This is a genomic window from Paenibacillus sp. FSL R7-0340 (assembly GCF_038002205.1).
GTDB lineage: Bacteria > Bacillota > Bacilli > Paenibacillales > Paenibacillaceae > Paenibacillus > Paenibacillus polymyxa_B.
In genome coordinates this window covers 3,594,735-3,607,772 of sequence record NZ_JBBOBY010000001.1, presented here as the reverse complement: position 1 = coordinate 3,607,772, position 13,038 = coordinate 3,594,735, and the positions used below count along the sequence as shown (strand labels likewise).

Annotated in this window: 13 protein-coding genes; 8 read left to right on the top strand and 5 right to left on the bottom strand. The window is 45.0% G+C overall.

Going from position 1 to position 13,038, the window contains the following annotated elements:
- Nucleotides 1-53: 53 nt before the first annotated feature.
- Nucleotides 54-602 (top strand): CGNR zinc finger domain-containing protein, encoded by a 549-nt coding sequence (locus tag MKX59_RS15935; protein WP_023988471.1) that lies wholly within the window; start codon nucleotides 54-56, stop codon nucleotides 600-602.
- Nucleotides 603-796: 194 nt separating this feature from the next.
- On the top strand, nucleotides 797-1,576 hold the full coding sequence (locus tag MKX59_RS15930; protein ID WP_023988473.1) for an ABC transporter ATP-binding protein: 780 nt from the start codon (nucleotides 797-799) through the stop codon (nucleotides 1,574-1,576).
- Between the two features lie 17 nt (nucleotides 1,577-1,593).
- On the opposite strand, the gene MKX59_RS15925 is transcribed toward MKX59_RS15930, so the two are convergent.
- Together MKX59_RS15925 and trhO are read right to left on the bottom strand one after the other, a co-directional pair.
- Nucleotides 1,594-2,520: an AEC family transporter gene (locus MKX59_RS15925; RefSeq protein WP_069080113.1), complete on the bottom strand. Its 927-nt coding sequence runs from the start codon at nucleotides 2,518-2,520 to the stop codon at nucleotides 1,594-1,596.
- Between the two features lie 209 nt (nucleotides 2,521-2,729).
- Nucleotides 2,730-3,623: an oxygen-dependent tRNA uridine(34) hydroxylase TrhO gene (trhO, locus tag MKX59_RS15920; RefSeq protein WP_023988475.1), complete on the bottom strand. Its 894-nt coding sequence runs from the start codon at nucleotides 3,621-3,623 to the stop codon at nucleotides 2,730-2,732.
- Nucleotides 3,624-3,833: 210 nt separating this feature from the next.
- On the opposite strand from trhO, the gene MKX59_RS15915 reads away from it, so the two are divergent.
- The 4 genes from MKX59_RS15915 (at nucleotide 3,834) to MKX59_RS15900 (ending at nucleotide 9,246) form a co-directional block, all read left to right on the top strand.
- Entirely contained in the window at nucleotides 3,834-5,123 is a 1,290-nt protein-coding gene (locus MKX59_RS15915; RefSeq protein WP_075154161.1) for a glycoside hydrolase family 27 protein, read from the top strand.
- A 225-nt stretch (nucleotides 5,124-5,348) separates the two neighbouring features.
- Nucleotides 5,349-6,392: a carbohydrate kinase family protein gene (locus MKX59_RS15910; RefSeq protein WP_023988477.1), complete on the top strand. Its 1,044-nt coding sequence runs from the start codon at nucleotides 5,349-5,351 to the stop codon at nucleotides 6,390-6,392.
- 97 nt (nucleotides 6,393-6,489) lie between these two features.
- Nucleotides 6,490-7,185, top strand: a complete 696-nt coding sequence (locus MKX59_RS15905; RefSeq protein WP_076160904.1) for a hypothetical protein — start codon at nucleotides 6,490-6,492, stop codon at nucleotides 7,183-7,185.
- A gap of 321 nt (nucleotides 7,186-7,506) precedes the next feature.
- Complete coding sequence (locus tag MKX59_RS15900) at nucleotides 7,507-9,246, top strand: proline--tRNA ligase (RefSeq protein WP_076265381.1); 1,740 nt, start codon at nucleotides 7,507-7,509, stop codon at nucleotides 9,244-9,246.
- On the opposite strand, the gene MKX59_RS15895 is transcribed toward MKX59_RS15900, so the two are convergent.
- Nucleotides 9,243-10,007 carry a spermidine synthase gene (locus MKX59_RS15895; protein WP_028541373.1) on the bottom strand — a complete coding sequence of 255 codons (765 nt, stop codon included), beginning with the start codon at nucleotides 10,005-10,007 and terminating at the stop codon, nucleotides 9,243-9,245. The two genes, MKX59_RS15900 and MKX59_RS15895, sit on opposite strands and share 4 nt — an antisense overlap.
- A gap of 218 nt (nucleotides 10,008-10,225) precedes the next feature.
- Between MKX59_RS15895 and MKX59_RS15890 the strand changes: the two genes are divergently transcribed.
- On the top strand, nucleotides 10,226-10,945 hold the full coding sequence (locus MKX59_RS15890; RefSeq protein WP_013310214.1) for a YebC/PmpR family DNA-binding transcriptional regulator: 720 nt from the start codon (nucleotides 10,226-10,228) through the stop codon (nucleotides 10,943-10,945).
- Nucleotides 10,946-11,020: 75 nt separating this feature from the next.
- Entirely contained in the window at nucleotides 11,021-11,215 is a 195-nt protein-coding gene (locus MKX59_RS15885) for a hypothetical protein (protein WP_068938726.1), read from the top strand.
- Between the two features lie 64 nt (nucleotides 11,216-11,279).
- Here the strand turns inward: MKX59_RS15885 and MKX59_RS15880 are convergent, their stop codons facing one another.
- Nucleotides 11,280-12,470, bottom strand: a complete 1,191-nt coding sequence (locus MKX59_RS15880; RefSeq protein ID WP_023988481.1) for an oxalate decarboxylase family bicupin — start codon at nucleotides 12,468-12,470, stop codon at nucleotides 11,280-11,282.
- 88 nt (nucleotides 12,471-12,558) lie between these two features.
- On the bottom strand, nucleotides 12,559-13,038 hold the full coding sequence (ybaK, locus tag MKX59_RS15875; protein WP_023988482.1) for a Cys-tRNA(Pro) deacylase: 480 nt from the start codon (nucleotides 13,036-13,038) through the stop codon (nucleotides 12,559-12,561).

Here is a 13,038-nt window from a genome sequence, read left to right as displayed (position 1 = left end):
TTCGCAACCAGTTAAAATGATTTTAGTGGTTACAGGCGGTAGGGGGAACTCTTTTGAATACACTTTGGACTGATTTTGTAAACAGCGAATGGCATGACTGGAGAGGTAGCGGGCGTTCAGAAGATCGTTTGTTGAAGCCGGAATGGCAAAATGACTTTCTCATACAGTGGCAATTTTCCGCTCCGGTCCCAGCCAGTGCAGAAGATATCGAAGAAATGCAAATTCTCCGGCGGGAATTGCGTAGCTTCGCTGAGCACCTGACTTCCGGAGGACAAATGACATCTGATCTGGTGGATACGATTAACCGGAAGATGATAGAAGGGGGGCCGGTCACTCGCTTATTAAAGCAACAGGATGAGCATTTCAACATTGTGCTGGAACCTGTGGCAAATGGTTGGAAAAAAGTGCTGGCAGAGGTGGTAGCCGATTTTGCCCAGGCATTCGTCAATAGCGGCGGCTCCAGAATTCGTATTTGCGATAACACCGATTGCCGATGGGTGTTTTACGATGATACCCGAAATCGGTCAAAGCGATTTTGCGACGATAAGATGTGCGGTAATTTGATGAAGGTACGTCGATTTCGCGAACGTAAGAAACAGTAGATGAAGCGAGAGAATTTACATGAGCAGTACATGTTGAGCCCACTCCTATATGAACAATGGAGTGGGTTATTTAAAATTGAACAACCAGTGACCCTATGCTATGCTTACATGAAAGAGAAGCTAGACGTACTAACGATGATCTTTACTATGCGTATAAACATCTGATGATACGACGAATAGAAAGGATGTATGCCATGAATTCTGTCATTGAACTTAACAATGTAAGCTGGAAGAGAGATAACCGCACCATACTGGACCAAATCAATTGGCAGGTAGCTGAGGGAGAGCACTGGGCTGTACTCGGCTTGAATGGGTCAGGTAAAACAACGATGCTCAATATGATTAACGGTTACATATGGCCAACCACAGGTAGTGTCGGTGTATTGGGCCATACCTTTGGAGATGTGGATCTGAGGGAACTGCGCAAATCTATCGGTTGGGTCAGTTCCTCTTTACAGGAAAGAATTAATGGGAGTCAGCGTACGCAGGATGTTGTCATTAGTGGCAAATTTGCCTCCATTGGACTTTATGATCAGACGACGGATACAGATTATGAACAGGCCGTTCAGCTTATGACGCAACTGGGGTGTGCTCATCTGGTGGATCGGTTGTATCAGGGATGCTCACAGGGAGAAAAGCAAAAAGTGCTTATCGCCCGTGCATTAATGGCCTCGCCCAAGCTACTGATTTTGGACGAGGCGTGTAATGGTTTGGACTTTTTCTCCCGGGAAGCATTGCTGGATAGCGTTCGCCAGTTATCGGAGTCGCCGGCTTCGCCGAATTTACTGTATGTTACACATCATATCGAAGAAATTCTACCGATGTACACGCATACGATTCTAATCCGCCGGGGCACGGTATTTGCCAAAGGTAAAACGACTGATATTCTAAGCAGTGAAACGCTTAGTGCTTTTTTTGAAACGCCTGTGCAAGTAGAATGGAGACAGAATCGCGCATGGCTCTCTATGGTGTAGAGAGTCTTTTTTGCTCGCTAACCTGCTACCAACATAATCAGAATAGGCAAAATCAGGAATGAGGCAAGCGTGCTCCACAGGATGCAGGTGGAAACCAGTTTTGGCGATGCATTAAATTTTTCTGCTAAAATGACAGCATTCACAGCAACCGGCATCGAGGCCAAAATGAAGAGAACGGAGAACAAAAGGCCTGAAATTCCCAGTATCAGCATAGCAAGACAAGCCGCAAGCGGCGAGAGTAGAAGCCGAATTGTTAGTCCGGCATAGCTGGCTTTTTTAATAGACGACTCCAGCTTGAATATTTTTACATAAGCCATCTGGGTACCAAGGATCGCAAGCACGACCGGAGAATAGGCGGCAGCAATCATCGAGACGCCTGACTGAATCCCTAAGGGAAGATGCCAGTCCAGCAACCGCAGTCCCATGGCAAGTAGAGCTGCATAGATCGCAGGAAGTGAAAACACCGACTTAACAGCACTTTGAACAGAAAATTCAGAGCGGGCTGCAAAGTAAACGCCAATGGTATTGACCATAATCATCTGGATGACGACATACACGGAGGCTTTATCCAGACCGAGCTGCCCAAAGGCAAGTAAAATAAGGGGCAGGCCATAATTTGCACTATTGGTCAGCGTAGAGATTAAGGTAAGTCCAGCCGTTTCCGGAGTGCTCAGTCTAAAGATTTTCCCCGCTAATTGTGCAATTCCCCACAACAGCAGCAGGTTCAGTATTGAAAAAGCGGCAGTCTGCGCCACATCATGCCAGGAAAGCTGTGCTTTGAGTAGCGTGTCCAGAATCATTGCGGGGCTTAAAAAATATAAATACAAAGTCGAGAGCGGTTTCGTTTCCAGCTTCATGAATTTGCCGAGTAAAAATCCGGCGATCACCGGAATGGACAGCGGAACGATAACGGATAATAGAGTTGAAAGTACGATTTGAATCATGAATTCCACCCATCCTTTCTGTAATGACATTTTCCATTATAAGACGCTACTTTCGAGCCCGTCCAAGATGAAAATACAATCAAGGTCATAGGTACATACTATGAAGCTTTCGACACTTATTGTGAAAACAACAAAAGGGATGCCCACAGCCATGTTGAACGGCTAATAGGGCATCCCTCTTGTTATAATGAACCAATGATGCTGCTAATTTATGCAGTAGCCACGGTTTCCGCTTTGATTCGGCAATCGTCAGAGCAATAGTGCTGATGCTGTTCTTCGCAATCCGGACATACGATATGCTGGAGATTGCACACCGGGCAATTGATATAATGATCGCTCGGCGTTTCACAATGGAAGCACTTGCCGACAATGACGTCCTCATCCGTATGATTGATCGGAATCGAGATTCGTTCGTCAAATACGTAGCATTTACCGTCAAACAAACGTCCTTGTACTTCCGGGTCCTTGCTGTAAGTCACAATGCCACCATCCAACTGGCCTACATCGTTAAATCCTTCTTTGATCAAAAGACCGGACAACTTTTCGCAACGGATACCTCCGGTGCAGTACGTCAGGATTTTCTTGTCTTTGAACTGAGTCATATTGTCGCGAATCCATTGTGGAAATTCACGGAACGATTCGACTTCGGGGCGAATAGCCCCGCGGAAATGACCGATGTCATATTCATAGTCATTACGTCCGTCCAGAACAACTACATCTTCATCTTGAAGCTGTTCATAAAACTCCTTTGGTGACAGACGCTTACCGCTAATTTCATTAGGGTCCAGCTCATCTTCATGACGCAGCGTAACAAGCTCCTGACGATGGCGTACAAATATTTTCTTGAACGCATGACCGTCAGACTCATCTATTTTAATAACGATATCGTGGAATTTCGGATTGGCGCGCAAATCACGCATATATTGCTCCGTTTGCTCTACTGTACCAGACAGTGTTCCGTTGATTCCTTCCGCAGCAATCAAGATTCTTCCCTTGACGCCCAGCTCCTTGCAGTAAGCCAGATGCTCTGCCGTAAAGGTGGCAGGATCTTCAATGTTGACATATTTGTAAAACAACAAAATTCGATAAGCATGTTCACACACGTAAAATCACCCTCTGATTCAAGTCAAAGTTTTTTAACAAGCAATTTTAAATGTACCACATTCTTTAAGTTAGTCAACTTAAATGTATAAAAAGTGGAAATGGAAAAGATGACGAGCGACAAAAGTAAGGGTTTACATTATAATAGTAACGTAGTACTGAGGGGATTTTTAGTAGCAGGATGAGTTATACAAGATGAAAGGATGAATGAAATGAAACATCATTTGACAGCGCATACACCACCTATGGGGTGGAATAGCTGGGATTGCTACGGTGCAGCAGTACGGGAAGAGGAAGTACGGGGAAATGCTCAATATATGGCGGAGCACCTGAAGGAATATGGTTGGGAATATGTCGTTGTAGATATTCAGTGGTATGAGTCAGGAGCAGTATCTTCACAGTATCGCCCGTTTGTCCCATTGGAAATGGATTCATTTTCACGTCTTATTCCAGCGGTGAATCGTTTTCCTTCGGCAGCAGATGGACGAGGCTTCCAAGCTCTTGCGGAATATGTACACGGACTGGGATTGAAATTTGGTATACATATTATGAGAGGCATCTCCCGTCAGGCGGTGCACCAGGATACCCCGATTTTGGGAACCACAGCCACGGCGAGACAAATTGCGCATCCCAACTCTATTTGTCCTTGGAACACAGATATGTATGGGGTAGATGCATCCAAGGAGGGCGCACAGGAGTACTATAATTCATTGTTTGACCTGTATGCGGAATGGGGTGTGGATTTTGTCAAAGTAGATGACATTGCTGCATCACGTCTCTATGGTATTCATTTGGCGGAAATTGAATTGATTAGGCGAGCTATCGCCCAATGCGGACGTCCGATGGTGTTGAGTCTATCGCCTGGTCCGGCACCGCTGGAGCATGCATCCGATTTAATCGCAAACGCGAATATGTGGCGTATGACGGATGACTTCTGGGATGTATGGCCTTTACTGTATGGTATGTTTGAGCGCTGCGAAAAATGGGCGGAACATGTAGGTCCAGGTCACTGGCCGGATTGCGACATGCTACCACTGGGTCATCTGGGTATTCGTTCGGTAGATTCGGTAGATTCCGGCAGCCATGACCGATGGACACGCTTTACGAAGGATGAGCAGCTAACGATGATGACCTTGTGGAGCATTTTCCGATCTCCACTGATGTTCGGGGGGGAACTGCGGGATAATGATGCATGGACCCTTTCCTTGCTAACTAATGAAGAAGTGTTAAATGCTCATCGTAACGGTTTGAATGCGCGGCAGGTGTATAGAAAGGATGAACATATCGTTTGGACTTCACATAACGAGGAGGGTCATGTATATGTAGCTTTGTTTAATGCTGGAGATGAAGCTTCAAAGGTGCGTGTATCCTTAAAAGACCTTGGTATTGAAGGGCAGGCAAATGCCAGAGATTTATGGAACCATATAGATTTAGGTGTTTTAGCACAAGAACTGTCCGCAGATTTACCTCCTCACGGAGCAGCTCTATTTATTTTGAAATAATGTAAGGAAGAACTATGCGCAGTTCCAACCCAAGCACCTTATCGTAAAAGTGGAAGGCATCTTTACGATAGGGTGTTTTTTTGCATGTGTAACTTTAGGATATTTTAACGAACTCGACATTATTCTTGGGAATATGACATTTGGAACGTGTTAATTTTATATAGTGCCTATTTCTGTACAAATTTAAATCATTCTAACGAATAGACTCGAGAAAGGAGTCAAATGATGAAATTAAAAAAAATCCACAAAAATGAACAGGACGAGCCTTGGCCCTCTAGCAAACCAATATTATGTATCGGGGGGGCCAATCTGGATCGTAAAATCATGATTAAAGGTACATTTCAGCTTCATACCTCCAATCCGAGCAGTACAAGGCTGCAATCTTGCGGTGGGGTAGCACGAAATGTAGCTGAAAATTTAGGGAGGTTGAGCCAGCGGGTCAGCCTGCTAACTGCGGTTGGAGACGATGCGGAAGGTGAATTTATTATCGAGCAGTCCAGCCGTTACATGCACGTGGTTCCTCTGCAAGTCAAAGGTGAACCGTCAACTGGAGTTTATACTGCCTTGCTGAACGAGCGTGGTGAACTGATTGTAGCGACAGCAGAAATGGAGATTTATGATCAGATTCGTCCTTCAGTAATTTTTGAAAATGCTCCTTTAATCGCCTCGTCCCGACTGGTTCTGCTGGACACTAATTTCTCTATGAACGTAATTGCGGCCACCATACATGTCTGCCATGAGCATCGGGTTCCGATTGTCGTTTCTTCGGTATCAGCCTCCAAGATGAGAAAGCTTCCCCGAAATTTGCATGGGGTGGAATGGCTGGTATGTAAACCGGTGGAGGCTGAAGCCTATTTGGGGCTAGAACTTACAGATGATCAGCATATGTTGGATGCCACCCGGATTTTTCACAAACTTGGGGTTCAAAATGTCATTTTTATCTGCGGTGCTGATCGTGTTTTGTACGCCTCTCAGGATGGAACTCATGGACAAATTCCTATGCATCCTGTTCAAGAGGTCATTGATGTCACAGGCGCAGATGATGCTTTTATTGCCGGGATGATTTATGGTATTACCCAAGGTTATCCTATGGAGCAAGTGTGCCAATTTGGAATTAGCTGTGTCGACTTGACCCTGCAAACGGATCGGACGGTTTCAGAGACCCTTTCTATGAATAAACTCCATTCTAGGTTTCAGGAGCTGTATGGCACACATTCGCAAAATTTTGTGTTTTTCAAGGGCGTGTATTTTAAAAAGAAAGATACATAAGTAATCAAGAGAACTCTACCCTACAACAACGCGTATTTGGAGCTTCACGTACGTAATGGCCTCAATTATTGAATTTGTAAAAGGAGCATGTTGTCTGATGGACAGTGTGAAATACGTAATTGTTTTTCTGCCACTGTGCCTCCTTTATTTGCTTTTAAAGGGAGGTTCTTTGGTAGTAGGTTTACTCTATCGATTGATCTATTCCATGCGGCCCTTACATGCAGGACAGGATAACGAGTTTCGTGCTGTGCAGCACGCTAAACGTATTATCGTGATCGGCTCGCCGGGAAGCGGTAAGACTTTTTTGGCCAAACGTCTTTCCATGTGGACTCAATTGCCGTATATCTCTTTGGATGATTTGTATTGGGGCCCGGAGTGGAAGCGGAGCACTGACAAACAATTTCTCAAACAGCTGGGTGAAGTGCTCCAAAGGGAAGAGTGGATCATCGAAGGGAATTATCATGAGCGTTATTTTACCGAGCGACTCCAGCGCGCCGATACGATCATTGTAATGGATGTTAGTACGCTTGAAGCAATAACAGGCGTTATCACACGTTCGCTCAACCGTTTTCTGTTTTCCAAGGAACTACCTAAAGGAGTGAAGGAGGAAGCAGTTCGTATTTGGGATATTTCGCCTCGCTTTGTCCGTTTTGTTCTGGGTTTTCGCAGGCGTATTCGTCCTAAAATCTGGCCGCTCATTATGCAATATGGTAACCAACGGAATTTGATTATCTTGAAATCTAAATATCGTTCATGTCCCTGGACAGCTCCAGATAGACGATCATCTCCTTGACTAGAACTTACGTTTCGTGTAAAGTGGTGAAAATTGTAATATATAGGAATAGTGTAGACCAAGGATCAAAGGTTCAATACCCGCTGTACAGAGAAGAAACTCATGGGCTGAAAGGTTTCTCGCCGCGAATGAACGTTTCCCTGCCTTGCGAGCTGTAGCGGTTTGTAAGATAAACCGTTACCGGCTAGACGCCGTTATCTGATGAAGGACCGTTCCGTGTATGGTTACGGTCAAATTAAGGGTGGTACCACGACACATTCGTCCCTGACGGATGTGTCTTTTTGCGTACATTTTATCGTCCATATAAGGAGGTAGCTACACATGCGCCAAAGCCAATTATTACTGACAACCTTGCGTGAAGCACCCGCAGAGGCCGAAGTGATCAGTCATCAGCTTATGCTGCGGGGAGGATTTATCCGTCAACTGGCGGCTGGAATGTACACCTACATGCCACTGGGCAGACGGGTGCTCAGAAAAGTAGAGCAAATCGTACGGGATGAAATGGATCGCGTAGGGGCTGGGGAACTGCTGATGCCTGTATTGCAGCCAACGGAGCTGTGGCAAGAATCAGGGAGATACGATGTTTACGGTCCTGAGCTGATGCGTTTGCAAGATCGGCATGATCGGGAGTTTGCTTTGGGGCCTACACATGAAGAGGTCATTACGTCTTTAATACGAAATGAAGTGAATTCTTATCGCAAATTGCCTGTAACCCTGTATCAAATTCAAACCAAATTTCGGGATGAACGACGTCCTCGATTTGGCCTGCTTCGCAGCAGAGAATTCTTAATGAAGGATGCCTATTCGTTTGATGCACATTGGGAAGGACTAGATCATACCTATTGGACCATGTTCCAGGCATATCATCGTATTTTCACCCGCTGTGGTCTAAATTTTCGTGCTGTAGAAGCAGATGCGGGTGCCATTGGTGGCGAAGGTGAAACCCATGAATTTATGGCTCTAGCTGATATTGGAGAGGACACAATTGTAGCATGTACCTGCTGTGAATATGCAGCTAATCTTGAAAAAGCCGTGGCGCGGTCGACGGGGGAAATAGAAATAGCCCCAGTCTCAGATGAAAATGAACATGTCAGCCATCCTTCTTTCGATACAGCTAAAATGGAAAAATTCCATACTCCAGGTCTGCGTACAATAGATCAACTGGTTGAATCGCTTCACATAGAACCTGAAGAAATCATAAAAACACTGATTTATATGGCTGACGATCAACCTGTTGCTATAGTTGTCAGGGGTGATCATGAGGTCAACGAAGTGAAAGTTAAACATATTTTAGGTAGTGAAAAATTCGAAATAGCAAGTGCAGACACCATGTCAAAGACGACTGGAACCCCCTCGGGGTTCATAGGCCCATGCGGATTGACGATCCCTATGTGGGTAGATTACGCCGTCGTCCAAATGTCCAGCGGTATCGCAGGCGCCAACGAGCTGGATTATCATTATCGACATGTGAATCCAAGGCGCGATATAGATCTTCGGCATGTGGCTGACTTGCGGAATGTCATAGAAGGGGATAGATGTCCTCGATGTGACGAAGGGGAATTGAAACTTCATCGTGGGATTGAGATCGGACACGTATTTAAACTAGGCACCAAATATAGTGAGAAGCTGGGTGCGACTTTTCTGGATGCTTCCGGAACTGAGCAAGCGATGATTATGGGCTGCTATGGCATTGGCGTATCCCGGATCCTTTCCGCCATTGTAGAGCAAAATCACGATCAGAACGGAATGATTTGGCCTTATGCGCTGGCCCCATTTCAAGTTCAAATTATTCCGATTTCTGTGAAAGACACGCTTCAGATGCAAATAGCCGAGAAATTATATAACCAGCTGCAGGATCGTGGCGTGGAGGTGCTGCTGGATGATCGGGAGGAACGGCCCGGGGTTAAATTCAAAGACTCCGATTTAGTAGGTATTCCCGTGCGCATCGTCGTTGGTAAAGATGCCGAACACGGGAAAGTAGAGTTAGTGGAACGAAAAAGCTGCAACAAAGAGACGATTCATATCGAAGATGTAGAGAGACGAATATTGGAACTACACTAAGCATCTGTATCCCGTAGAATATGACCTTCTCCAAGTGTAATCTCATGAAAGTCCGCCATCTGACGTGCCTGAAACCGGATGGGCTTGTCCCGACCAATCATAATGATATTTTGAATGTCGGCAGCGCCTTCCGAGGGGAGCGAGAAAGTTGTGACATAGGCGAATTCTTCACGCAACGTTGTGTGAATGGCATTGATCAGGTGGTCGTGTTCACTTTTGCCCATTAAATTCATGATCAGGGAGCCTTCGGAATCCAGCTTTTCTTTGGTCATCTTGAAAAATTCCCAGGATATTAAATGCAAGGGTGTACCCTGCTCCGTGAAGGCGTCCAAAATAATATAGTCATAAGCATCCGGCGCTTCCTTCTCCAGAATGCGTCGTCCATCGCCAACAGTCACATTATCCTGATCGTATCCAAAGAATGTTCGGCTGAACTCTACGACTTGTGCATCCAGCTCGGCAATCTTAAAGCGTTTATCTGTAAAATGACCCGCTATTGTACCTATACCGTGCCCAATAACAAATACATCTTCAAATGACGGATCGTTCAGCTCCATGAGATGGATGATTGCTCTCGGATATTCGAACACAATGCGTTGCGGATGATTCAAGTCCACCGCGCCTTGGACGGCTGTATTTGAAAACTGCATTACTCGAAATAATCCCTTTTCACCATACAGCTCAGTGGTTTCGTATACTGTGATTTCATGATTATGGCTCAACTTTTTGTACAAGACATCCAAGTGAATGATCTCCTTCAAGTCAGACTTCCTCCTCATCTTAGAGATTGATAGGGGGATTGTCCATAGATGAGGAGAATTGAAAGTTCACATTTCCAAGCATCCCTAATTAGGTAGAATTGTTTATTTTTCCATAACGGAGTTGTTTGAACTTGTTCGTATGTCCTTTAGGAGATATAATATACAAGGATATAATGAAGTTCGTTGTGTATATTCATACAGGAAGAGAGCGGGATATTATGGGACGTAAGTGGAATAACATTAAAGAAAAGAAGGCATCCAAGGATGCTAATACGAGTCGTATATATGCTAAATTTGGCGTGGAAATTTATGTGGCAGCCAAACAGGGCGAACCTGATCCTGAATCCAATCGGGTATTAAGAGTCGTTTTAGAACGTGCAAAAACGTACAATGTACCCAAAGCAATCATTGACCGTGCTATTGAAAAAGCAAAAGGTGCTGGCGATGAAAACTACGTAGAGCTTCGTTATGAAGGTTTTGGACCGAACGGTTCCATGGTCATTGTAGATGCACTGACCAATAACGTTAACCGTACAGCATCAGATGTGCGTTCTGCTTTTACTAAAAATGGCGGTAGCTTAGGCGTGAGTGGATCTGTAGCCTACATGTTTGATTCAACAGCAGTTATTGGTCTGGTGGGTAAAACCGCAGATGAAGTGCTGGAGCTGCTGATGGAGGCAGATGTAGAGGTACGTGACATCATTGAAGAAGATGAAGCCGTCATCGTATATGCAGAACCTGATCAATTCCATGCTGTGCAGGAAGCTTTCAAACAAGCAGGAGTGACTGAGTTTACCGTTGCAGAGCTCACCATGCTTGCCCAAAATGATATTTCTCTTCCAGAAGATGCACAGGTTCAATTCGATAAATTGATTGATGCATTAGAAGATTTGGAGGATGTTCAGCAGGTTTACCACAATGTAGACTCTGAGGAATAGTCTTTGTTAGTTAGTTTATAAAAACACCGTATTCCGATACGGTGTTTTTTTTGTATAGTCATCACCGGACCTCAGTTGCTAATCTTTAGCGGAGTGGCTGAGATTATCGGGAAAGTAACAGGCCAACCGATTCAGCATATCTCGTTGTCTGATGAAGAGTTGGAAGTGGGAATGGTTCACGCTGGAATGCCTGAAGAGTATGCAGATATGTTGGCGGGATTGGATAGAAGGATACGTGAAAATGGAAGTAATAATGAAGGGGGCAATTGAATCAACCTGTCATATTCAAAAAGAAGGTTCACTGATCTAGTGGCGAGCGTGATACCGTTCCCGGTTATTTCTTTTTAGGGTCATAAGAATAACCAGGATATTTGACGACGGGCCATTTTACCTTTCGTAAATTAGAGATCACATCAGTACCTACATGTAAATTACTCTGAATCAGTTCTGTGGGGGTAAGAGCCATCCATTGATTTAGTGAAACATCCGCAAAACGGTCACTCTTAAACATTTCAAGAAACCATAGTGAGCTAGAGCCAGTATTTTGAATATAATGACCGTAAGCAAAAGGCACATATCCGACATCTCCGGCTCTAAAATCAAATGTGCGGGCCGCGCCATTACCACCAAAGACAGTCATCCGTCCTTGCCCTGTAAGATAGTATTGCCATTCGTCATTATTGGGGTGCCAGTGCATTTCTCGCATGGCTCCGGGCTCAATCTCAACAAGGGCGGCTGCGATGGTTTTGGAAATCGGAAAATTGGAGGAGTCAACGATTCGTACGCTTCCGCCCGGCGTTTTGATTGGGGGCTGGGCTAGTAATTCATGCTTGAAGGATTGGGGCAATGTCCCGTAAGGAGAGGGAACCGCTTGGCTTTGGATTGAACCGGGAACGGAATCCTGATAGATGTATACTTGATCTTGAGGAATCGCTGCAAAATCAGCTTCTGGTACACCAAAATTTGCAGAAAGTACGTCTTTGGGAGTATGTGCGAACCAATCCGAGATGGATAGGGTGTTCAGATCGGAGAAACTGCCATCATCAAAAACCAGCAAAAATTCGCACCCATCCTCAAGCCCCTGTATAGAGTGCGGAATGCCAGGAGGAAAATACCAGAGATCCCCGGGACCCACATCAGCAATAAAATTACGTCCATTTTGGTCAACTGCCGTAATGCGAGCACTTCCCAACAGCATATATGACCATTCCGCCTGCTGATGCCAGTGAAGCTCACGTACACCACCCGGTGTTAAACTCATATTCACCCCGGCAAGGGTTGTAGCAATAGGTAATTCCCTTACTGTTACTTCTCTTGACCACCCACCATGATTAAGCTGCATATGAGCATCAGAAAAAGAAAATCTCATATTCGGAATGAGACCATTGTCCGTTACGGGGGGAACCAGCATATCAGGATTCTGTAGATCCCTCATCACATCACGTGGACCCTTGTCGATACCCCCAGCACCATCACTTCTGATGGGTTGGGGGATTCTTGCATTTTTCGGGCAATCATTATGCATCATTAGATCTTCCTCTCCAGGTTGAAGCTTGATGAAGTATGGGATAAGAGAAAATACGCATAAAGATTTTATGATCATGTGGTGAGTTTTATGCTGTATGCGTCAGATCTGTAAACTGTGCCTGAATGATTAGAGCTAAATCGTGTGGACTCAACTCCAGTTGGGTCCCAATTTTCCCACCGCTCACAACGATGGCTTCCAGTTCCAATGCAGGCTGGTCGATAAAAGTGGGGTAGAGCTTTTTCATTCCTATGGGGGAGCAGCCACCGCGAATATATCCCGTATACTTTTGCAAATCCTTAACTGGAAGCATTTCAATTTTTTTCTCTCCCGCGGATTTGGCTGCTTTTTTGAGATCAAGCTCTTTATGTACAGGAATCACAAAAACAAACAGATTTTGTTTGCCATGTGCAACCAAAGTTTTGAAAACCATTTCCGGGGCTCTCTCGATTTTCTCAGCCACATTCATCCCGTCTATTTTTCCGTCTTGATGATCATAACTCAAAATATTGTATTGTATATGTTGCCCGTCCAATATGCGCATGGCGTTTGTTTTGCTGGCACTCAT

Coding starts and splice junctions, on each gene's coding strand:
- MKX59_RS15925 (WP_069080113.1), bottom strand. CDS start 2,520: ATGATTCAAATCGTACTTTCAACTCTATTATCCGTTATCGTTCCGCTG.
- MKX59_RS15930 (WP_023988473.1), top strand. CDS start 797: ATGAATTCTGTCATTGAACTTAACAATGTAAGCTGGAAGAGAGATAAC.
- ybaK (WP_023988482.1), bottom strand. CDS start 13,038: ATGAGTGCCAGCAAAACAAACGCCATGCGCATATTGGACGGGCAACAT.
- MKX59_RS15910 (WP_023988477.1), top strand. CDS start 5,349: ATGAAATTAAAAAAAATCCACAAAAATGAACAGGACGAGCCTTGGCCC.
- MKX59_RS15905 (WP_076160904.1), top strand. CDS start 6,490: ATGGACAGTGTGAAATACGTAATTGTTTTTCTGCCACTGTGCCTCCTT.
- MKX59_RS15890 (WP_013310214.1), top strand. CDS start 10,226: ATGGGACGTAAGTGGAATAACATTAAAGAAAAGAAGGCATCCAAGGAT.
- MKX59_RS15915 (WP_075154161.1), top strand. CDS start 3,834: ATGAAACATCATTTGACAGCGCATACACCACCTATGGGGTGGAATAGC.
- MKX59_RS15900 (WP_076265381.1), top strand. CDS start 7,507: ATGCGCCAAAGCCAATTATTACTGACAACCTTGCGTGAAGCACCCGCA.
- MKX59_RS15880 (WP_023988481.1), bottom strand. CDS start 12,470: ATGCATAATGATTGCCCGAAAAATGCAAGAATCCCCCAACCCATCAGA.